Annotated in this window: 18 protein-coding genes; 17 read left to right on the top strand and 1 reads right to left on the bottom strand. The window is 41.8% G+C overall.

What is annotated here, in order from left to right:
• Positions 1-48 precede the first annotated feature (48 nt).
• The 17 genes from COD92_RS01205 to fosM all read left to right on the top strand — a co-directional run bounded on the left by COD92_RS01205 (position 49) and on the right by fosM (position 21,378).
• Entirely contained in the window at positions 49-1,101 is a 1,053-nt protein-coding gene (locus tag COD92_RS01205) for a DUF3048 domain-containing protein (protein WP_098995860.1), read from the top strand.
• A 25-nt stretch (positions 1,102-1,126) separates the two neighbouring features.
• A complete protein-coding gene (locus COD92_RS01200; RefSeq protein ID WP_098530793.1) occupies positions 1,127-1,438 on the top strand; it encodes a YerC/YecD family TrpR-related protein in 312 nt (103 codons plus the stop codon).
• A gap of 421 nt (positions 1,439-1,859) precedes the next feature.
• On the top strand, positions 1,860-2,543 hold the full coding sequence (gene pcrB, locus COD92_RS01195; RefSeq protein ID WP_098995859.1) for a heptaprenylglyceryl phosphate synthase: 684 nt from the start codon (positions 1,860-1,862) through the stop codon (positions 2,541-2,543).
• Between the two features lie 71 nt (positions 2,544-2,614).
• Positions 2,615-4,915, top strand: a complete 2,301-nt coding sequence (gene pcrA / locus COD92_RS01190) for a DNA helicase PcrA (protein WP_098995858.1) — start codon at positions 2,615-2,617, stop codon at positions 4,913-4,915.
• A gap of 47 nt (positions 4,916-4,962) precedes the next feature.
• Positions 4,963-6,969, top strand: a complete 2,007-nt coding sequence (ligA, locus tag COD92_RS01185; protein WP_098530790.1) for an NAD-dependent DNA ligase LigA — start codon at positions 4,963-4,965, stop codon at positions 6,967-6,969.
• 13 nt (positions 6,970-6,982) lie between these two features.
• A complete protein-coding gene (locus COD92_RS01180; RefSeq protein ID WP_098995857.1) occupies positions 6,983-8,143 on the top strand; it encodes a CamS family sex pheromone protein in 1,161 nt (386 codons plus the stop codon).
• Positions 8,144-8,446: 303 nt separating this feature from the next.
• Complete coding sequence (gene pruA, locus COD92_RS01175) at positions 8,447-9,994, top strand: L-glutamate gamma-semialdehyde dehydrogenase (RefSeq protein ID WP_098995856.1); 1,548 nt, start codon at positions 8,447-8,449, stop codon at positions 9,992-9,994.
• 321 nt (positions 9,995-10,315) lie between these two features.
• Positions 10,316-10,543, top strand: coding sequence for a hypothetical protein (locus COD92_RS01170; protein ID WP_098995855.1), 228 nt, complete (start codon positions 10,316-10,318; stop codon positions 10,541-10,543).
• A gap of 53 nt (positions 10,544-10,596) precedes the next feature.
• Positions 10,597-11,622 carry a hypothetical protein gene (locus COD92_RS01165; RefSeq protein WP_098995854.1) on the top strand — a complete coding sequence of 342 codons (1,026 nt, stop codon included), beginning with the start codon at positions 10,597-10,599 and terminating at the stop codon, positions 11,620-11,622.
• Between the two features lie 237 nt (positions 11,623-11,859).
• Positions 11,860-14,283, top strand: coding sequence for a nitrite reductase large subunit NirB (gene nirB / locus COD92_RS01160; protein ID WP_098995853.1), 2,424 nt, complete (start codon positions 11,860-11,862; stop codon positions 14,281-14,283).
• A complete protein-coding gene (gene nirD, locus COD92_RS01155) occupies positions 14,280-14,600 on the top strand; it encodes a nitrite reductase small subunit NirD (RefSeq protein ID WP_098995852.1) in 321 nt (106 codons plus the stop codon). Before nirB ends, nirD begins: the two co-directional genes overlap by 4 nt.
• A gap of 132 nt (positions 14,601-14,732) precedes the next feature.
• Entirely contained in the window at positions 14,733-16,187 is a 1,455-nt protein-coding gene (cobA, locus tag COD92_RS01150; RefSeq protein ID WP_098995851.1) for a uroporphyrinogen-III C-methyltransferase, read from the top strand.
• Positions 16,184-16,801: a precorrin-2 dehydrogenase/sirohydrochlorin ferrochelatase family protein gene (locus tag COD92_RS01145; protein ID WP_098530782.1), complete on the top strand. Its 618-nt coding sequence runs from the start codon at positions 16,184-16,186 to the stop codon at positions 16,799-16,801. The genes cobA and COD92_RS01145 overlap by 4 nt, the downstream gene beginning before the upstream one ends.
• Before the next feature lie 241 nt (positions 16,802-17,042).
• A complete protein-coding gene (gene aceB, locus COD92_RS01140; protein WP_098530781.1) occupies positions 17,043-18,635 on the top strand; it encodes a malate synthase A in 1,593 nt (530 codons plus the stop codon).
• Between the two features lie 51 nt (positions 18,636-18,686).
• The gene (gene aceA, locus COD92_RS01135; protein ID WP_098530780.1) at positions 18,687-19,970 is read left to right on the top strand and encodes an isocitrate lyase; all 1,284 of its coding nucleotides are present in this window, start codon (positions 18,687-18,689) and stop codon (positions 19,968-19,970) included.
• Positions 19,971-20,442: 472 nt separating this feature from the next.
• Positions 20,443-20,874 carry a YueI family protein gene (locus tag COD92_RS01130; protein ID WP_255286664.1) on the top strand — a complete coding sequence of 144 codons (432 nt, stop codon included), beginning with the start codon at positions 20,443-20,445 and terminating at the stop codon, positions 20,872-20,874.
• An 84-nt stretch (positions 20,875-20,958) separates the two neighbouring features.
• A complete protein-coding gene (fosM, locus tag COD92_RS01125; protein WP_098995850.1) occupies positions 20,959-21,378 on the top strand; it encodes a FosM family fosfomycin resistance protein in 420 nt (139 codons plus the stop codon).
• A 27-nt stretch (positions 21,379-21,405) separates the two neighbouring features.
• Here fosM and COD92_RS01120 read toward each other — a convergent pair whose 3' ends face one another.
• The gene (locus COD92_RS01120) at positions 21,406-21,858 is read right to left on the bottom strand and encodes an OsmC family protein (protein ID WP_098530777.1); all 453 of its coding nucleotides are present in this window, start codon (positions 21,856-21,858) and stop codon (positions 21,406-21,408) included.
• Positions 21,859-21,902 lie beyond the last annotated feature (44 nt).

Here is a 21,902-nt window from a genome sequence, read left to right as displayed (position 1 = left end):
AGCGTGAAAGTGATTTTGTAAAATGGATAAAATAGGGGTGTTCATTTCATGAAAAAATGGGCTGTTGCCGTGGCAGCTTTCGCTTTACTACTTTCAGGGTGTTCCAGTAAGGAAACGGTAAAAAGACCTGTTAAGGAACAAAAACCGGATACGAAACATGAGAATAAACCAGAAGATGTGGCAAAAGCCGACCCTTATTTTTATCCGTTAACAGGGATTGGTACTAAAACCAAACCAGATCAACGTGCTGTTGCAGTTATGGTCAATAATCATCCAAAAGCAAGACCCCAATCAGGACTGAACAAAGCTGACATTGTTTACGAGATTCTGGCTGAGGGGGATATAACCCGTTTTCTGGCTGTTTTTCAGAGTGAGAGACCTACAACTATTGGTCCTGTAAGAAGTGCTCGGGATTATTATATTAACCTGGCCAAAGGTTTAAATGCTCTCTACATTGCACATGGCTACAGTCCAGAAGCCAAACAATTACTCGAAAGTAACTATGTAGATAATTTAAACGGGATGGTATATGATGGTACATTATTTAAGCGATCTAGCTCGAGAAAACCGCCTCATAACTCCTATATCACTTATGACAACATTTTAAAAGGTGCTGCGCAAAAAGGATATACGATGAAAAGCAGTCCGCCTGCTTTCACTTTTTACTCAGTGGAAGAAAGCAAAAAAGTAACGGGGCAAGCGGCAAAGTCAGTCAGTATCACTTATTCAAAGACAGGAACTTTTAATTCAAAATTTGAGTTTGATCAAACACTCGGTAAATATAAGCGTTTCTCAGCCGGAGAGCAAACCGTAGACTTGGAAACAGGTGACCCGATTTTACTTGACAATGTTTTCATAATAGAAGCGGTGCACAAGCTCATTGATTCGTATGGTCTAAGAGATATTGACTTAGAGTCGGGGGGGAAAGCCTATTTGCTCCAAATGGGCAAAGTGAACGAGGTAGAATGGGCAAATAAGGATGGAAGAATTGTTCCGATAAAAAATGGAGAAGAAATACCATTTGTACAAGGGCATACGTGGGTCAATGTTGTTCCGGCCACCCCTGGACTTCATACAAGTGTTTCACTTCATGCACAATAAACATTCCAATAAAGGAGTAAAGAATATGCAAATTAATAAATTACGTGGAAAAGAGCTTGATCAATTATTTCAAGCTGTACTTTCCTTACAAGATCTCGAAGAATGCTATCGCTTTTTTGATGATTTATGCACGATTAATGAAATTCAATCGTTAGCACAGCGTTTAGATGTAGCAAGAATGCTGCGCGAAGGAAACACCTATCATAAAATTGAAACTGAAACAGGGGCAAGCACAGCAACCATCTCAAGGGTAAAACGTTGTTTAAATTTTGGCAATGATACTTATGAAATGGTACTTGAACGCATTAAGGAAGAAAGTAAAGCTGAAAAAGAATAAAACAGACCGGAGACAAAAATCTTCGGTTTTTCTTTTTGCGAGTTTTAGTACTTTGTTATACTTATTTTACGTTTAGATGCGTCCAGTTCCAGCGCCTAGAGGCTCTAAGGTCTAAGCTTATCCAGTTGCGGCNNTGGGACGCAAGTCTAAGCCACCCCATGAAGAAGGCAAAAAGCGCCTTCTTGCAGGGTGCGTCTTAGCCTAGAGTCCCAAAACAGTCGCCTCCACATTTAGGTCAATCCGTCAAAAAGGCTAAAGAACAGCCTTCTCGCTGGCTCGTCTGTAGTCTTGCGCCCCTGTTCAAGGCGCTTCCGCTTTGATTGGATATGATTTCTATATATAGATTTATGGTTTTCTTTTTTTATTACAAACGGCTAATGCTATAATGATGTAATGGAAAGATGAATGGAGGATTCCTTCAATGTATGATATTCGCGAGTGGCGGCATGTCTTTAAACTCGATCCTAATAAAGAAATAACAGATGACCAATTAGAAACAATCTGCGAATCAGGGACAGATGCAGTGATTGTGGGCGGGACAGACGGAGTGACACTCGAAAATGTCCTCGATTTAATGGCAAGAATCCGCCGTTATACCGTTCCATGTGTCCTTGAAGTGTCTAGTATAGAGAGCGTAACACCAGGATTTGATCTTTATTTTATCCCAACCATTTTAAATAGCCGGGATCCTAAATGGATTACAGGTCTGCATCATCAAGCCGTTAAGGAATTTGGAGAAGTCATGGATTGGAATGAATTCTTTATGGAAGGCTACTGTATCTTAAACGAGGATTGTAAGGCGGCAAAGCTGACTAAAGCGGATGCCGATTTAACAGCCGAGGATGTTAAGGCATATGCGATGATGGCTGAAAAAATGTACCATCTCCCAATCTTCTATTTAGAATATAGCGGTAAATATGGTGATCCGGCAGTAGCATCTGCAGCGAAAAAGGTGCTAGAGAAAACAACGCTTTTCTATGGGGGCGGCATCACAAGCTTTGAACAAGCAGCCGAAATGGCCAAGTATGCCGATGTGATTGTCGTCGGAAACGTGATTTATGAAGATTTCCAAAAGGCCCTTGAAACCGTAAAGGCAGTTCGATAGAAATTTGCTTCACAATGATAAAAACGCTAAAATAAAAATAAGAACAAATGTTTGTAATGGTGGTGGAATAAGTGCAATTTTTAACAGATAAGCTTCTAAACGGACTTAATCCGGAGCAGCAAAGTGCTGTTAAGGCAACTGACGGTCCACTTCTTCTAATGGCAGGTGCCGGAAGTGGTAAAACAAGAGTATTAACGCATCGAATTGCGTATTTAATAGTGGAAAAACGTGTAAACCCTTATAACATTCTAGCAATCACTTTCACAAATAAAGCAGCAAGAGAAATGAAGGAACGTATTGCTAAAATGATGGGCGGAGCGGCTGAGGAAATATGGATATCCACTTTCCACTCGATGTGTGTAAGGATTTTACGGCGCGATATCGATCGAATGGGCTTTAACCGAAACTTTACCATTCTAGATACAACTGACCAACAATCAGTGATTAAAGGGATCCTCAAAAATAAAAATCTTGATCCGAAAAAAAATGATCCGCGTGCAATCTTAGGATCCATCAGTTCAGCCAAAAACGAACTCATTGGTCCGGAAGAATATGAAAAAACTGCCGGGGGTTATTTTGAACAAACGGTAAGTGAAGTTTATAAAGACTATCAAAAGCAGCTTAGAAAAAACCAAGCGCTCGATTTTGATGACTTAATTATGATGACGATTCAATTATTCCAGCGGGTTCCGGAAGTTCTTGAATATTATCAGCGCAAGTTTCAATATATTCACGTCGATGAATATCAGGATACAAACCGGGCGCAGTATATGCTGGTAAAAATGCTTGCCAGCAGGTTCCGTAATCTTTGTGTTGTCGGTGATTCCGATCAGTCCATCTATAGATGGCGCGGCGCCGATATTGCCAATATCTTATCCTTTGAAAAAGACTATCCGAATGCAACGGTTATTCTTCTCGAACAGAACTACCGTTCAACTAAACGGATTCTTCTAGCGGCCAATAAGGTAATTGAAAATAACCTAAACCGTAAAAAGAAAAATCTTTGGACGGAAAATCCGGAAGGAAACAAGCTTGTCTATTACCGTGCAGATAGTGAGCAAGGCGAAGCACAGTTCGTAGCTGGAAAAATTAAAGAAATAACGCGCGATAAAAACTATCAACTATCCGACATTGCGATTCTTTATCGGACTAACGCACAGTCCCGTGTAATGGAGGAAGTACTTTTAAAATCAAATATTGATTATTCTATTGTCGGCGGAATCAAGTTCTATGACAGAAAAGAAATCAAAGACATGCTTGCCTATTTACGTTTAATCTCTAATCCAGACGATGACATCAGCTTGCGGCGTGTGATTAATGTTCCGAAACGCGGGATTGGTTCGAGCTCAGTAGATAAAATTGCCGACTTTGCAGCAATGCATGATATTTCTTTATATCAGGCTTTAGAGTCAGTCGAATTGCTTGGGTTGAGTCCCAAAATTACAAAAGCCGCAGCTCAGTTTCGTGATTTAATTCGTAACTATACGAATATGCAGGAATTCCTATCCGTAACAGAATTAGTTGAAGAAGTTCTCGATAAATCAGGATACAGGGAAATGCTGAAGGCAGAAAAATCAATTGAGGCTCAAAGCCGACTCGAAAACCTTGAGGAATTATTATCGGTAACGAAAAATTTTGAGGACGCAAGTGATGATAAAACTCTAGTCGCCTTCTTAACAGATTTGGCGCTCGTTGCTGATATTGATTCACTTGATGAGGATGGGGAAAAGGTTGACTCCATTACCCTCATGACTTTGCACTCCGCAAAAGGGCTAGAATTCCCAGTTGTCTTCTTAATTGGAATGGAAGAAGGCGTATTCCCGCATAGCCGTTCCTTAATGGAAGAAGCCGAAATGGAGGAAGAACGCCGTCTTGCTTACGTAGGCATTACAAGGGCAGAACAGACCTTATTTTTAACCAATGCCCAAATGAGAACTTTGTATGGTAGAACAAGTATGAACCCTGCCTCTAGGTTTATCTCGGAAATTCCCGAGGATTTAATTGACGGCGTAGTACCGGAACAACGGACGGGCAGTTCTTTTGGCTCCGGCGGAAGATCATCAGGCGGAAGATCATTTGGATCTTCAGGAACCTCGTTTGGCTCCTCAGGTACTTCATTTGGTTCGCCAAGGAGTACGTTTACCACACCAACTACACCAAGAAAACCTGTCATGCGTCCTGTTTCAACAGTATCTGGCGGAGAGGATATCGGCTGGAAGGTTGGCGATAAAGCTGAACACGGTAAGTGGGGGACTGGGACAGTTGTTAGTGTAAAAGGACAGGGTGAGGGAATAGAGCTGGATATTGCTTTTCCAAGTCCTGTGGGGATTAAGCGTCTATTAGCTAAATTTGCGCCAATTACTAAGGCGTAAGGCTTGCTTGGACAATTTGAGATTACCTTTGTGAAAGGGCTGAATATATGGATCTTCAAACCGCTGCGAAAAAAATCGAGGAAATAAGAGGCCTCTTAAATCAATATGGTTATGAATATTATGTGTTGGACAATCCTTCGGTACCTGATGCCGAATACGACAAGCTCATGCAGGAGCTGTTAGAGCTGGAGGAAAAGTACCCAGAGCTAAAAACACCTGATTCTCCGTCGGTCCGTGTCGGCGGTCCGGTCCTTGATCTATTTGAAAAGGTGGAGCATCGTTCACCGATGTTAAGTTTGGGCAATGCCTTCAACGAGGAAGACCTAAGGGATTTTGACCGCAGAGTCCGTCAAGCTGTAGGCGGCAATATTTCTTATGTTGCTGAATTGAAAATTGATGGACTTGCTGTTTCATTGCGTTATGAAAATGGTTTATTTGTTCAAGGGGCAACCCGCGGCGACGGTACCATTGGGGAAGATATAACGGCAAATCTAAAAACAATAAAATCCATCCCGCTTCGTCTGCGGGAAAATGTTTCGCTTGAGGTGCGCGGTGAGGCTTACATGCCAAAGCGTTCGTTTGAAGCATTGAATCAACTGCGGGAAGAACGCGGAGAGGAGCTGTTTGCCAACCCAAGAAATGCGGCAGCTGGATCCCTTCGTCAGCTCGATCCGAAAATAGCGGCATCAAGAAAACTCGATGTTTTTTTATATGGGATTGGCAATACCGGTCAAACCGGGGTGGTAACCCATAGTGAAGGGCTTGATTATTTAGATCATCTTGGCTTTAAAACCAATAAAGAGCGCAGAAAATGTGCATCGATTGAAGATGTTATTGAGTTTGTTAACAGCTGGGTTGATAAGCGTCCGCACCTTCCATATGAAATTGATGGAATTGTTATTAAGGTAGATTCTCTAGAACAGCAGGCCGAGCTTGGTACCACGGCCAAAAGTCCGCGCTGGGCCATCGCTTTTAAGTTTCCAGCTGAAGAAGTGGTGACGACTCTTTTAGAGATTGAGTTAAGTGTGGGGAGAACCGGTGTCATTACGCCGACAGCTATTCTCGAGCCTGTTAAAGTAGCAGGAACAACCGTACAGAGGGCTTCCTTGCATAATGAGGATTTAATCCGTGAAAAGGATATTAAAATCGGTGATAAAGTTGTTGTAAAAAAAGCAGGCGATATCATTCCGGAAGTGGTTAATGTTCTGGCCGACCAGCGAACAGGTGATGAAGTGGATTTTCACATGCCAACACATTGTCCAGAGTGTGAAAGTGAACTTGTTCGTCTAGAAGGGGAAGTAGCCCTCAGGTGTATTAACCCGAAATGTCCTGCACAAATACGCGAAGGATTGATTCATTTTGTTTCCCGTGATGCCATGAACATTGAGGGTCTTGGAGAAAAGGTGATCAGTCAGCTTTTTGCTGAAAAATTAATTGGTGATGTTGCGGATATTTATAAACTAACACGTGAACAGCTGTTAGCCTTGGAAAGAATGGGTGAAAAGTCTGTCACCAATTTGCTAAAAGCGATTGAAGCCTCCAAAGCTAATTCTCTTGAAAAGCTGTTATTTGGACTAGGTATCCGCCATGTTGGAGCGAAAGCTGCAAAAACACTCGCCCAACAATTTATGACCATGGAAAAATTAGCCCAGGCCGACAAAATGGGGTTAATCAGTATCAACGAAATCGGGGATAAGATGGCTGACTCGATTGTGTCATTTTTTGAACAAGAGGAAGCAATGGAGCTTATAAACGAGTTAACGGCAGCTGGCGTTAATATGGAATATAAAGGGGCAAGACCTATTTCTGTAGAAGAATCAGACAGTGTGTTTGCTGGGAAAACGGTTGTCCTTACAGGGAAACTGGAGCAGTTATCCCGAAATGAAGCGAAGGAAAAAATTGAAGCCCTTGGCGGTAATGTCGCTGGGAGTGTTAGTAAAAAAACACATCTTGTCATCGCGGGTGAAGATGCGGGTTCTAAGTTAACGAAAGCACAAGAACTGGGTATCGAAGTGTGGGACGAGGAGAGGCTTTTAGTAGAATTAAATAAATAAGAGGTGGATCGACGTGAGAAAAATCTCATTGCTCGCTCTCTCCATGGTCTTTTTGCTTAGTGCTTGTGCACCTAACTTCCAAAAGCAAAATGAAACAGTTCAAACAAAGGAGAAGACAACGGGGAAAGCGATTATTCCTAAATATAATATCTCGAATAATTATTACCGGACGATCCTGCCATTTGAACCGGGGGAAGCGCGCGGATTAGTTGTTAACAATATTAATACAAGATATGACTTAAATGAATTTGAAATGGGCTTGATGAGAATCGCCCAGAACAGTTTTGACACGGATAAGTATTATTTTCAAGAGGGCCAGCAAATTAAGGCAGCGACCATAAAACAGTGGTTAAGCCGTCAGTATACGGCTGCACAGCTTAAGGGAAATAATATGAAAGCAGCGGACAATATTGGTTTAAATCCAGTCAATACCAGTCCGGCTGGAAGTACGCCTTCAAGCCCGATTTATCTTGCTCATATCTTAGAACATGATTATCTAACAAAAGACGATAAGGGTAATGTGTCTCTGGCAGGAATCACGATTGGTTTGGCATTAAACTCGATTTACTATTATAAATTACAATCAGACGGCGATACCCTAGAGAAAAAAATTCCGTTTGCAGAAATGGAACAGGAAGGCAAGAAAATGGCCGCAGAAGTAGTAAAACGTATTCGGTCCATGAAGAATTTAGGTAATATCCCAATCACAATTGCTTTATTTGAGCAGCAAAGTAAAACGTCAGTCGTACCAGGCAACTTTTTCACGTATTCAACGGTGGATCAAGGAAGCTCCGATCTTAATAGCTGGGAAAAGGTTGATGAAAAATACTACTTGTTCCCTTCTACCGACGCTGAAAATGACCATCGTGATGATACGATTGCCTTCCTTAACTTTAAACAAGATGTAGAGGAATACTTCCCTAATTATAATGGCGTGATTGGCAAGGCCTTTTATGTAGGTGACCAACTGCAGGACTTGAGTATCACCATTCCAATTCAATTTTATGGAAAGACAGAGGGGATTGGTTTTACCCAATATGTGACGGGGCTTGTGATGGAGCATTTCCCTAAATATCTTTCTGTTTCGGTTAGTGTAACGTCCGTGGATGGTCCTGAGGCACTCATTGTCAAAAAGGCTGATGCAACGGAACCATTTGTCTATATCTATCAATAAGACCTAGCTTTTTGCTGGGTCTTTTTCAATTTTTAGGCTCTGTTAAACAAGATTGTTGTTTTTATACTCTGTTGATTGGAGCGGAAGGCGCTCGACTCCTGTGGGAGTACGGGGCCGAGGAGATCTCCGGCACGCCCGCGGAAAGCGAGCGCCTGGAGCGGAAATCAACAGCCAAATTTAACACAGCCAATTTTTAAAAAGATAAGACCATCTAAGTCTACGTTCATTGTAGTTCCTAATCATTCTTAATCATGTTAGAATGAATCTGTATGTAACCGTTTTAATACATAGGAGGGGTTAGAAATGATACAGCCATACAAGCATGAACCGTTTACTGATTTTTCAGTGGAAGATAACCGTCAGGCCTATCTACAAGCATTAAAAACAGTAGAAGGTTATTTGGGGCAAGATTATCCTCTGGTCATTGGCGGAGAGAAAATCACAACAGAAGAGAAAATCATTTCCTATAATCCAGCAAAAAAAGAAGAAGTAATTGGCCAGGTTTCAAAGGCTAACCAAGAGCTTGCGGAAAAAGCCATGCAAGCGGCGGTAGTAGCATTTAAAACTTGGAAAAAAACAAAACCTGAAGTGCGCGCTGATGTCCTCTTTAAGGCGGCATCAATTATTCGCCGCCGTAAACACGAATTTTCAGCTTTAATGACAAAAGAAGCAGGTAAGCCATGGAAAGAAGCCGATGCAGATACGGCTGAAGGAATTGACTTCCTTGAGTATTACGGACGGCAAATGCTGTCTTTAAAAGATGGGGTTCCTGTACAAAGCCGAGCGAATGAATTCAATCGCTATGATTATATTCCACTTGGTGTCGGCATTATTATTTCACCATGGAACTTTCCATTTGCCATTATGGCAGGAACAACTGTTGCAGCCATTGTCTCAGGCAATACCGTTTTATTAAAGCCAGCATCTACCACTCCAATTATCGCAGCCAAATTTGTTGAAGTAATGGAGGAAGCCGGCCTGCCAAAAGGAGTTTTAAACTTTGTTCCAGGCAGTGGAGCTGAAGTAGGCGATTATTTAGTAGATCATAAAGATACACGATTCATCAGCTTTACCGGCTCTCGTGATGTGGGTCTTCGTATCTTCGAACGTTCATCTAAATTAAGCCCGGGTCAAATTTGGATGAAACGCTTAATTGCAGAAATGGGTGGAAAAGATACCATTGTAGTCGATAAAGAGGCGGACCTTGAGCTCGCAGCCCAATCCATCGTTGCTGGGGCATTCGGCTTCTCTGGCCAAAAATGTTCTGCTTGTTCTCGTGCGGTAGTCGTAGAGGATGTATATGAACAAGTATTAAATCGTGTTGTCGAGTTAACCAATCAATTAACAGTAGGAAATCCTGCTGAGCAAGGCAATTTCATGGGGCCTGTTATTGACATCAATGCTTATAAAAAAATCCTTGAGTATATTGAAATTGGCAAAGAAGAAGGTAAGTTGCTGACTGGCGGCGAAGGTGATAATTCAAAAGGATATTTCATTAAGCCAACTGTTTTTGCAGAACTTTCCCCTGCATCCCGAATTATGCAGGAAGAAATCTTTGGCCCAGTGGTTGGGTTTACTAAAGCAAAGGATTTCACGGAAGCAATTGATATTGCCAACAATACGGAATATGGCTTAACTGGGGCCGTTATTACCAATAACCGTGCCCACTTAGAACAGGCTCGTGAAGACTTTCATGTTGGTAACCTTTATTTCAACCGTTCATGTACAGGTGCCATTGTTGGCTACCAGCCATTCGGCGGTTTCAATATGTCTGGTACTGACTCGAAAGCAGGTGGACCAGATTACTTGCTTCTTCATATGCAAGCGAAAACAACTTCAGAAATGTATTAATTCATACAAAAGAATGAGCGAACCCCTTCTCTAAGCGAGGAGGGTTTTTTTTCTTGAAATGTCATAAATAAATGGATAGCGATAACAATATGTTTTATAAGACATTTTAAAAGTGTTATCTATAACTAATAGAAAATACCTAATAAATCCAACGGAAGAATTTTATGTAAAACTTTATACCCGCTATGATAATATTAAGAAAACAAGATGAAAAGGAAACATTTTTAAAAAGAAATACGTCATTAATAAAGAGTATAGTTAAAAAAAATCATCACTAAAAAGACCTAGTTAGTATATCGTCTTCTTGGAGGTTTTGGACCTTTGATCCCATTATATTTGTTTCATGTTACAGCAGTACCTCATAGTGAGAGCTTGCTTTGGACCTTTTTAACATGTAATGCATTTGTCGTCATCTCTGGTATTGTCTTTATGTATAAGCTGTTTACGAAAAAAAAGGTAAAGATAGCTGGTATTCTTTTTGGAATGGCATTAGCGATAAATTATATCTTAATAGCCATAATTGGAGACCCTTTTGACCTGTTGGGATAATCTGAATGGACCGAAGTTGTATCTGAATGCAAACTTCACTAGGTGCCTGATTAATGGAACAAAACACAGATAAAAGCTTGAGAGGGGATGAAATATTGAAATATTACCGTTTATGGGTCCTTGCTTTTTTATTAAAATTTATTGGGTCGGCTTGGGATGCATCTTATCATTTTAAATATTTATTTGAAGAATACTCTATTCCCCATATTGTTAATACCATGGGTTTTGCCTTAGGAGGCATCCTGTTATTTAAGGAGTGGAGACGCTCTACTTACATGGACGTTTTTTCAAGGAATCTCATTACGATCGGATATGGGCTGTTTCTTATCGGTATTCCCCTTGATTTTACCTACCATATTGCCTATGGGATCGATTTAACGACCTGGAGTCCAACTCATTTTATTTACTATATTGCCACAGACATCATGATATTTGGAGTATGGCGTGGATTTAATTTGTATACATGGCATACAGTACCGACATGGAAGTCAATGCATACGTGGTTTATGATGTTCTTGCTGGAATGCTTGTTGTTTCCGAATATGCAACAGGAAAATGGAGCGATCTCTTATGACCAATACATTCATGGAAAATCGATTGCTTCGAAGGAAATTCTTGAGTTAATCTCTGACCCCGCATCACAAATCTTTGGTGGAATCCCAGTATATGTGTATCCGATTTATTCTGTCTTAATGGTAGGGCTATTAACGGTTGTGACGATTCGTATATTACGTGATTTTACTATTCCATTTATGGGAGCCCTACTATACATTAGTTTAAGATTTATTGGCAGAGCTATCTTTGCAGCAGTAGAATATCCTACCTCGTACGTACCGATGACAATCATCCTAATCCCACTGGCCTTTCTTTTGTTTAGAAGAACCAACTGGCTCGCTGGACTCATTGGCAGTTTAGCCTATTTTCTCAGCCTTTATGCCATTCACAAGTCTGGAATCCTTATCACACCACCGTTGGAATTATGGGAGCTAGCCCCTGTGGTCCTAATCGGCATATTAATACCCGTCATCAATGCCATCAACCCCCATCTCGCACTAAGAAAAAATAAACAACCTGCATAACGTAAAAAGGGTGCCTGTCACCCTTTTTTATTTTGGCCGTTTTATTAGGGTGGGTATGGTAGATATGGTTGTCTCTCGCAATTTGGCATTAACATTTACTAGAAATGTTCACAATTAGCTGTTGAAATGTGATGAACTTCACAATATTTCTGAAATAGATCTTTTACAATACAAATATAGAGAAAACCTTTTAAGTTAAAATTAAACATTTATTAAATATAAAGGAGCCAACCAGATATGAAGAAACTAGTAATGATTGGTAACGGAATGGCTGGAGTAAGGACCATTGAGGAAATTCTTAAACTGAATACCGAGCAATTTGAGATTACCATCTTTGGGGAAGAACCGCATCCAAACTACAATCGGATTAAACTATCAAATATCCTACAGGGTGATACAAACTTTGATGATATTATTATCAACCCACTTGAATGGTATAAAGAAAATAATATCGAGCTGTACACAGGAGAAGCCGTTGTAAACATCGATGTAGAAAGTAAGCGTGTCATCAGTAATCAAGGTCGAGAAATAGAGTATGATGAACTAATCATTGCAACAGGATCTAACTCATTTATTTTGCCTATTCCCGGTGCAGACAAAATCGGTGTAACGGGTTTTCGCGATATCAAAGATTGTGAAATGATGATCAAATCAGCGAACCAATACCAAAAAGCTGTTGTCATTGGCGGCGGGCTGCTTGGACTTGAAGCAGCAAGAGGGCTCCTAAACCTTGGCATGAAAGTCGATGTTGTCCACCTCATGCCTCATCTAATGGAACGCCAGCTTGACCCAATCGCCTCTTCTTTACTTAAAACAGAGCTAGAATCACAAGGCATGAACTTCTTAATGGAGAAACAAACCGTTGAAATTTTAGGCGATGAGCGTGTAACAGGACTTCGTTTTAAAGATGGTACAGAAGTTGAAGCAGATCTGGTTGTTATGGCGATTGGAATTAAGTCGAACATACAAGTTGCAAAGGACAGCGGCATCTATGTGAACCGCGGTATTGTTGTGAATGACTATATGGAAACAAGTGTCCCTCATGTATACGCAGTCGGCGAATGTGCGGAACACAGAGAAATTGTTTATGGCCTAGTTGCCCCATTATATGAGCAAGGAAAAATCCTTGCCAGTCATATTTGCGGAATCGAATCGAACCCATATGAAGGTTCTGTAACTGGGACACAGCTAAAAGTTGCGGGTGTCGATTTATTTTCTGCGGGTGAAATTTTTGAAGATGGCACTACTAAATCTATTATGGTTTACAATGAGTACGAGGGACTCTATAAACGAGTACTAACTAGAAACAACACAATAGTAGGAATTGTCCTTTATGGTGATACAAAAGATAGTACTAGATTATATAGAATGCTGACCAAAAAAGAAGATATCAGCGGTGTTTCTATTTTCCATACAGAATGTACTGGAGAAGGCGGCACGGACGATATTGCATCTATGCCAAATGATGAGTTAGTCTGCGGCTGTAACGGGGTCACAAAGGGCGCGATTGTCGAAGCAATCCAAACACAAGGCCTAACAACACTAGACCAAGTAAGCCATTGCACTAACGCGGGCCGTTCTTGCGGACGCTGTAAACCAATGGTCAGCCAAATTCTTGCCCATACATTAGGTGATCAGTTTGATGCGGCTGCAGCTCAGAAAACAAGCATTTGCGGGTGTACTACAGTAAGCCGTGAGGAATTGGTAGCTGAAATCAAGGAAAAAGGACTAACGAGTGTAAAAGAGGTCATGAACGTACTTGATTGGAATAATACGGAAGGTTGTACGAAATGCCGTCCGGCAATCAACTACTATCTTGGCATGATTCATATGGATGAATATAAGGATGACCGTGATTCCCGTCTCGTGAATGAGAAGATGCATGCTAATATCCAGAAAGATGGAACGTATTCTGTTGTTCCAAGAATGTATGGTGGTGTCACAACCGCAGCAGATTTGAAAAAAATAGCTGAAGTTGCTGAAAAGTATAACGTTCCTTTAGTAAAATTAACAGGTGGACAACGAATCGGTTTGTTCGGTGTGAAAAAAGAAGACCTTCCGGCGATGTGGGAAGAGCTTGATATGCCATCTGGTTATGCTTACGGAAAAACACTAAGAACGGTTAAGACTTGCGTTGGAGCACAATTCTGCCGCTACGGTACACAAGATTCAATGGCACTTGGCATCAAGCTGGAAAAGAAATTTGAACGTCTGGATACACCACATAAAGTGAAAATGGGCGTATCTGCATGTCCAAGAAACTGTTCAGAGGCAGGTATCAAGGATATCGGCTTCGTCGGAATTGATGGAGGCTGGGAAATCTATGTCGCTGGTAACGGCGGTGTTGACCTTCGGGCCGGCGATCTGCTATGTACCGTGAAAACAGAAGAAGAAGTAATGGAAATGACAAGTGCTTACCTCCAGTATTACCGCGAAACAGCTAACTATTTGGAGCGGACCTCTAAATGGGTTGAGCGGATGGGACTGGATCATGTCAAGGAAGTATTGGCAGACGAAGAAACACGTAAAGCCTTAAACGAAAGAATGGATCAAACCTTGAAAAAATATATTGAGCCATGGAATGAAGCAATTCAAAATGAAGAAATAAAGGATAAATATTATACTAGATATAACATTTCAGTCGGGAGTGAATCCAAATGATCGAAACTATCACTCGAATTCCAGTAGCACATTATAAAAATGTAAAAGCAAGAGCTGGGTATTCTATCAAAGTTGACACGACAGAAGTAGCTCTATTTAAAACAACAACTGGTCAGGTTTATGCATTAGAAAACCGCAGCCCCCATCCAAAGGGAGGGGTCCTCTCTGAAGGTCTGATCAGCGGCGAATATGTGTATTGTCCGGTCTATGATTGGAAAATCTCATTAGTAGATGGAAAGGTTCAGGCTCCTGATGAAGGTCAGGTGAGAACCTTTAAGGTAGAAGTCAAAGAAGATATTATCTTTATTGTTTTATAAAGGCTCTTTTCGCAAATGTTTTTACAAAATAATGCCATGAAGCATTTAGTTATACGGGTTGATGAACTTATGCGAAAAACAAAAATCTATGTGAAATTAGCCTTATAAAAGGGGAAGGAAGGCTGCAGCAGGATGAAAACAGGAAAAGTATTTTTAGTAGGAGCAGGACCAGGAGATGTGGGTTTAATCACAATAAAAGGATTAGAGGCGATTAAGCAAGCCGAGGTCATACTTTATGACCGGCTTGCCAATCCCAAGCTATTAGAATACGCCGGCAGTGATTGTGAGTTCATCTATTGCGGAAAGCTGCCTGACCGTCATACCTTGCGCCAAGAGAGCATTAATGATTTCCTAGTGAAAAAGGCATTAGCAGGAAAAATCGTGGTGCGGTTAAAAGGCGGCGATCCGGGCGTATTTGGCAGAGTAGGTGAGGAAGCAACAGCCCTGGCTGAATACCAAATTCCTTTTGAAATCGTTCCTGGCATTTCATCGGGGATTGCAGCCCCCCTTTATGCAGGAATTCCTGTCACCCATCGTGAGCATGCGGAATCCTTCGCGGTTGTTACCGCCCATGACAAATCTCAGGATGGAAAGCCGCTCCTTGATTGGGAAGGACTTTCCAGAGGTGTGGACACGATTGCTTTTTACATGGGGGTTGGGAATTTACCGTTTATTTGCGAAAATCTTATCAAATATGGAAAGCCTTCGTCTACACCGGTGATATTGATTCACTGGGGTACCTTTGGCCGGCAAAAAACGTTGCAAGGAACATTAGCTAATATTTCCGAGAAAGTGCTAAAGGCAAAGTTCAGCAATCCATCGATTATTTTGGTCGGAGACGTTATCTCTCTCCGTGAAAAAATAAGCTGGTTTGAGAAAAAGCCTTTGTATGGCCGGCAAATTTTGTTAGCACGGACAAGTTCAAGCCCAAGTGAATTAGCAAAAGAATTACTTGTACAAGGGGCAGATGTAATTGAGTTTCCAAAGTGGAAAGTAACAAGGATACCGCTTGATCTCCGAAGGGTTACTAGCTTTGAAAAAATATTATTTACATCACCTGAAAATGCGGCAGAATTTTTTGCGGCTGTTATTGAACAGAAAATTGATGTTCGCAACATACGTGCGGAACTCTTTGCGTTGTCTAGCAAAACGTTAAAGGCATTACGTGAGCGAGGATTGATCGGGAAACTGGCTTCGGAGATTGTCGACTCAGAAAAAATGCTGATTGTCGGTGATAATCAATTATTACAGACAAACTTTCATAAAGCAGAGGTTATGGTAACAAGCAACAAGGAGTTGGATCGCCAATTCTTGCCGATTTTTCAACGAATGCTTAAGGAAGCACAGATCAATACGATGATTTTCCCAAGCAGTGCCTCCGTTAAACCGTTTATGACAGCACTAGCAGAATGTGATATAAATGCATGGCAGCTGTTGAATGGTAAGCAGGTAATCGCTATGGGAGAATTAACGCAAGCCGCTGCGATAAATGCTGGACTTGGTTCTCCCGAGGTGCCAGTCAGCCCTTCGAAGGAAGCGTTAGTAAACTATTTGGTAGAGCATCCATTACAGGGAGTAGAGAAATGAGGACAAACTATCCGATTATGTTACAACTTGATGGAAAAAAAGTAGTAGTGATCGGCGGCGGCAGGGTGGCCGAGCGAAAGGTTCGAGGTCTGCTTGGCACGGGGGCTCAGGTGGTGGTGATCAGCCCGGAAGCTACAGGCGAAATCCAAACCCTTTTTCTAGATGGAAAAATTGTATGGGAAAAAAAGTTCTTTTTAGCGGAAGACCTTCGGGGTGCGGCTCTTATCTTTGCAGCAACTGACGATAAGGACATTAATCAATCCGTAAAATCCTTGGCCGAGAAGCATCAGCTGGTGACGGTTGCCGATGACCCGGACATTTCCGATTTTCATCTGCCAGCACATGTGCAGCGGGGTCGGTTAAGTATAGCGGTATCGACTGGAGGGGCAAGTCCAATACTTGCCAAGAAATTACGCGCGGAGTTAGAACAGCTATTTGATGAACGATATGAAGAATACCTTGAATTTCTTTTTACCACGCGGCAATGGATTCTCAAGGAAGTGAAAGATCCAGCTTTAAAAAGAAAATTACTAACAGCAATGGTTAGCGAGGATTTTTTAAACAGTCAAAATCGCGCGGAGGATTTCCAGCGTTTATATGAGGAATTAAAGTAAAAGCGGGTACCTTTTTTTAAAGGCACTCGTTTTTTTGTCGTGGGCAGGAAAATATACCTATTGAATAAACGTATAGATATCAAGGTTTTGCTCCGTTCTATAAAAGTTACCCCTATAAGTGCAGGGGATAATTACCTATTTTTAAAAATTTTCAGAAAAAATGGTTCCCTTTTCCAAAATACTGTTATATAATACAAAACGAAGGTAAGTACTGTATTATAACAAAGAGGTGAACGAGTACATGTCGACGCAAACTACAGGTATTGAAGTAGTTGGGGCTTTGAAAGCCCAGTATGATGAGATTTTGACACCCGGGGCATTAAACTTAATCGAAGAGTTAGAGCGTAAATTTGGTCACCGCAGAATCGAACTGTTGCAGTACAGGGATAAACGCCAAGAGGAAATGAATAAAGGTAAGCTTCCTGATTTTCTTCCTGAAACCAAGCATATCCGGAACAGTGATTGGACAGTGGCGCCGCTGCCAAAGGATCTCCAAGATCGCCGGGTAGAAATAACCGGGCCGACTGACCGCAAAATGGTCATCAATGCGTTAAACTCAGGTGCAAAATTGTTTATGGCTGATTTTGAGGATGCCACATCACCGACATGGGAAAGTATCATTGAAGGACAGATCAACTTAAGAGATGCGATAAACCGCACAATATCGTTTGAAAATCCAAATGGAAAAACATATGAGCTTAAGGAAGAAACAGCGGTTCTCATCGTTAGACCACGCGGACTGCATCTCGAAGAAAAACATGTGCTCTTAGATGGCAAGCCCATCTCTGGAAGCTTTTTCGATTTTGGAATCTACTTTTTCCATAATGTAAAAACATTGCTTGCAAACGGTTCAGGCCCCTACTTTTATCTGCCAAAGCTTGAGAGTCACTTAGAAGCACGGCTTTGGAACGACGTATTTGTGTATACACAGGAGAAGCTGGGGATTCCTCAAGGAACCATCAAAGCAACGGTATTGATAGAAACTATTTTAGCTGCGTTTGAAATGGATGAAATTCTTTATGAGTTAAAGGAACACTCCGCAGGATTAAACTGCGGACGCTGGGATTATATCTTCAGCTATATTAAAAAGCTTCGCCATCAAAAGGAAGTTATATTACCGGATCGCTCGCAAGTAACGATGACTTCACCGTTTATGCGTTCCTATTCACTATTAACAATTCAAACTTGTCATCGCCGCAAGGCACCAGCAATGGGTGGGATGGCCGCGCAAATACCGATAAAAAATAATCCGCAGGCCAATGAGGAAGCGTTTGCTAGTGTTCGTGCCGATAAGGAACGAGAGGCCCGTGATGGTCATGATGGAACATGGGTTGCACATCCAGGACTAGTGCCGGTGGCGATGGAAGTATTCAACCGTGAAATGCCAACGCCGAACCAAATCCATACTGCTAAACAGCAGAAGGTAACAATTACAGCACAGGATTTACTAGAAGTACCAAACGGCACAATTACGGAAGCAGGAGTCCGTACAAACATCAATGTTGGCATTCAATATGTGGCATCCTGGTTAAATGGCAGAGGTGCCGCCCCAATCCATAATTTGATGGAGGACGCAGCAACGGCTGAAATTTCACGTGCACAGCTGTGGCAATGGATCCGCCATCCAAAAGGTATCTTAGACGACGGCAGAAAAGTGACTGCCGAAATGTATGAGCAATTAAAGCAAGAAGAGTTGGAGAAGATTAAGCTGGAAGTCGGCGCTGAAAACTTTGAAAAGGGCAGATTCACCGAAGCTGTTCAACTATTTGACCGTTTGATCTTGAATGATGAATTTATCGACTTCTTAACACTGCCAGGGTATCAGCAGTTATAGGGGATTCTTTTTATAAAAATATCTAAATAGATTAATAGGAGGAATTTTAAAATGACAGATTCAAGAGCTGCTCAATTACAAGAAAGCTGGGAAATGGATAGCCGTTGGAAAGGAATTACTAGACCGTACACGGCAGAAGATGTGATCAAACTCCGCGGTTCGATTGATATTGAGCATACTTTAGCCCACAGGGGTGCTGAAAAGCTTTGGAAGCTATTAAATGAAGAAGATTATGTTAATGCCCTTGGAGCGTTGACAGGAAATCAGGCTGTCCAACAAGTAAAGGCAGGATTAAAAGCTATTTACTTAAGCGGCTGGCAAGTGGCAGCCGATGCAAACCTATCAGGACATATGTATCCGGATCAAAGCTTGTATCCAGCAAACAGTGTACCAAGTGTGGTAAAGAGGATTAATCAAGCCCTGCAGCGTGCAGACCAAATCCATCATTCGGAAGGCGATAATTCAATTGACTGGTTTGCACCGATTGTGGCTGATGCTGAAGCTGGTTTTGGCGGACAGTTAAACTGTTTCGAATTGATGAAAGGGATGATTGAAGCAGGTGCTTCAGGTGTTCACTTTGAAGACCAGTTGTCTTCCGAAAAAAAATGCGGACACTTGGGCGGAAAAGTGCTGCTGCCAACACAAACGGCGGTTCGCAACTTGATTGCGGCGCGTTTGGCTGCAGACGTAATGGGGGTTCCAACTGTACTAGTTGCCCGGACGGATGCGAATGCGGCGGATTTGATTACGAGTGATATCGATATGAATGATGCTCCGTTTATTACAGGTGAACGGACCCCGGAAGGCTTCTTCCGTACTAGTGCAGGAATTGATCAGGCGATTGCCCGCGGTTTAGCTTATGCTCCATATGCTGACTTAATTTGGTGTGAAACTTCTGAGCCGAATATTGAGGAAGCTAGGAGGTTTGCAGAAGCGATTCATGAGAAGTTCCCTGGCAAACTATTAGCCTATAACTGTTCACCATCCTTTAACTGGAAGAAGAAGCTGAATCAAGAAACGATTGCAAAGTTCCAAAAGGAGCTTGGCGAAATGGGCTACAAGTTCCAGTTCGTTACGCTTGCCGGCTTCCATGCCTTGAATCACAGCATGTTCGAGCTTGCCCGCGGCTATAAGGAGCGCGGTATGGCTGCTTACTCGGAGTTGCAGGAAGCTGAGTTTAGCAGCGAGCAATACGGCTACACTGCGACACGGCATCAGCGTGAGGTTGGTACGGGTTACTTTGATCAGGTATCGATGGTTATTACAGGTGGTACGTCTTCGACTACGGCATTGAAGGGGTCAACGGAGGTAGAGCAGTTTAGTAGTAATAAATAAAGTTGTGAGTGGATCCTGCTTTCCGTTTGGAGGGGAGGATCCTTTTTTGTTGGTTGGAGGTTAACTTACGGATGAGAGGAGTCAACTTGCGGATAGGGGTAGCTAACTTGCGGATAAGGGTAGCTAACTAGCGGAAAAGAGGAGTCAACTTGCGGATAGGGGGCTAACTTGCGGATAAGGGTAGCCAACTCGCGGATAAGGGTAGCCAACTTGCGGATAGGGGGCTAACTTGCGGATAAGGGTAGCCAACTCGCGGACAAGGGTAGCCAACTCGCGGATAAGGGTAGCCAACTTGCGGATAGGGGGCTAACTCGCGGATAAGGGTAGCCAACTTACGGATAGGGGGCTAACTCGCGGATAAGGGCAGCCAACTTGCGGATAAGGCAAAACCAATTTCCTTGAATTTTGGAACAGCACGTTTTTTAAGGTATTATCATACATAATAATAGCCTTTTAGATGGAGTTGATATGCTTGGAAAGGAAAACTGTAGAGGATGTCCTGCAGCAAGGCATCTATGGACCTTTAGAAACAAAACCAGAAGAGCGGCGGAAATACCTAGGAACCTTACGTGAACGAATCATAGTCGCACTAACCAAAAGCCAGGTAGCGGAAACCAAAATATATCCACAAGTAGAGCAATTCATGAAGGAATATCCAAAGGCACATCTTTTACTAAATGGAAACATGGCATATGAAGAGTTATCTAAATATGTAAAACTAGCCTCAAAAAATAAAATGGAACATAAGATTGTGACCAACAAAGAGCATGATACAGACATCGGTTTAGTATTAGCCATGAGCGTTGCGATCGACAAGGAAGATATATTTATTAGCCAAAAAGTCCAAATACCTGAAAAGCTGCCAGAGAAAAAAAGTCTATTTGCTAAGTTGTTCAAGCGGTGAAACTAAGTGTGTGGTTCAAATATGGATCACACACTTTTATTTTTTTTAAATAGGCAATAAAATTAAATTTAAAAAGGTGAATGTATGACAATTAAAGGAATAAATCACTTACTTTTCTCGGTGTCTGATTTAGATAAATCAATTAAATTTTATCAAAATGTACTTGAGGCCAAACTATTAGTAAAAGGAAGCAACACAGCTTACTTTGATTTAAATGGTCTATGGCTTGCCCTTAAGGTTGAAAAGGGCATCCCCCGTAATGAGTTCAACCAATCTTATACCCATATTGCATTTTCAATAGATGAGGCGGATTTCTCAAAAATGTGCAATAAACTTGAGAAGCTAAACGTGAATATTTTGCATGGCCGGCAGCGGGATGAAAGGGATAAGAAATCTATTTATTTCACCGACCCAGATGGGCATAAATTTGAATTTCATACTGGTACGCTTCAAGATAGATTGGATTACTACCAACAGGAAAAAGGACATATGGAATTTTACTAGAAAAAAGGGTGCTCGGCTCAGGAGCACCTATTCAATTGCAACTTCAACCAATGCCTCAAGCTCCATCTCCACATTCCCTTGAATCGCGCGACTAATCATACAAGAAGTTTCGGCTTTTTGCGCCAGCTTCTTAGCCAATGACAAATCTTTTGCGCCAGCATTGCTTTTCAAAACTACACGTGGGCGATGAATAATTTTTTTATAGGTAAAAACGCCGCCCGTCACATCGACAATAGCCTCTGAATCCATCGTTAATGATTCCTTTTCCAGACCAGAACGCTCCAGCATCGCAGCAAGCGTAATAATATAACAGGTTGCTGCTGCTCCAAGCAGCATTTCATCCGGATTTGTACCAACACCGGGCCCGTCCATTTCGGGCGGAATGGATACCTTTGTTTTTAAATTTCCAGCCTCAATTTCGCCAATATCATTACGCAAGCCAGGCCAGTTGGCTTTTAAGTGGAAGTGATGTTCGGCCATACTAATTTCCTCCAATTAATTATTTTTCATCACATTAGCTTAAA

Source organism: Bacillus sp. AFS037270, from assembly GCF_002585305.1.
Note: the sequence above shows the minus strand (reverse complement) of the source record. Positions and strands in the feature narration are given on the sequence as shown.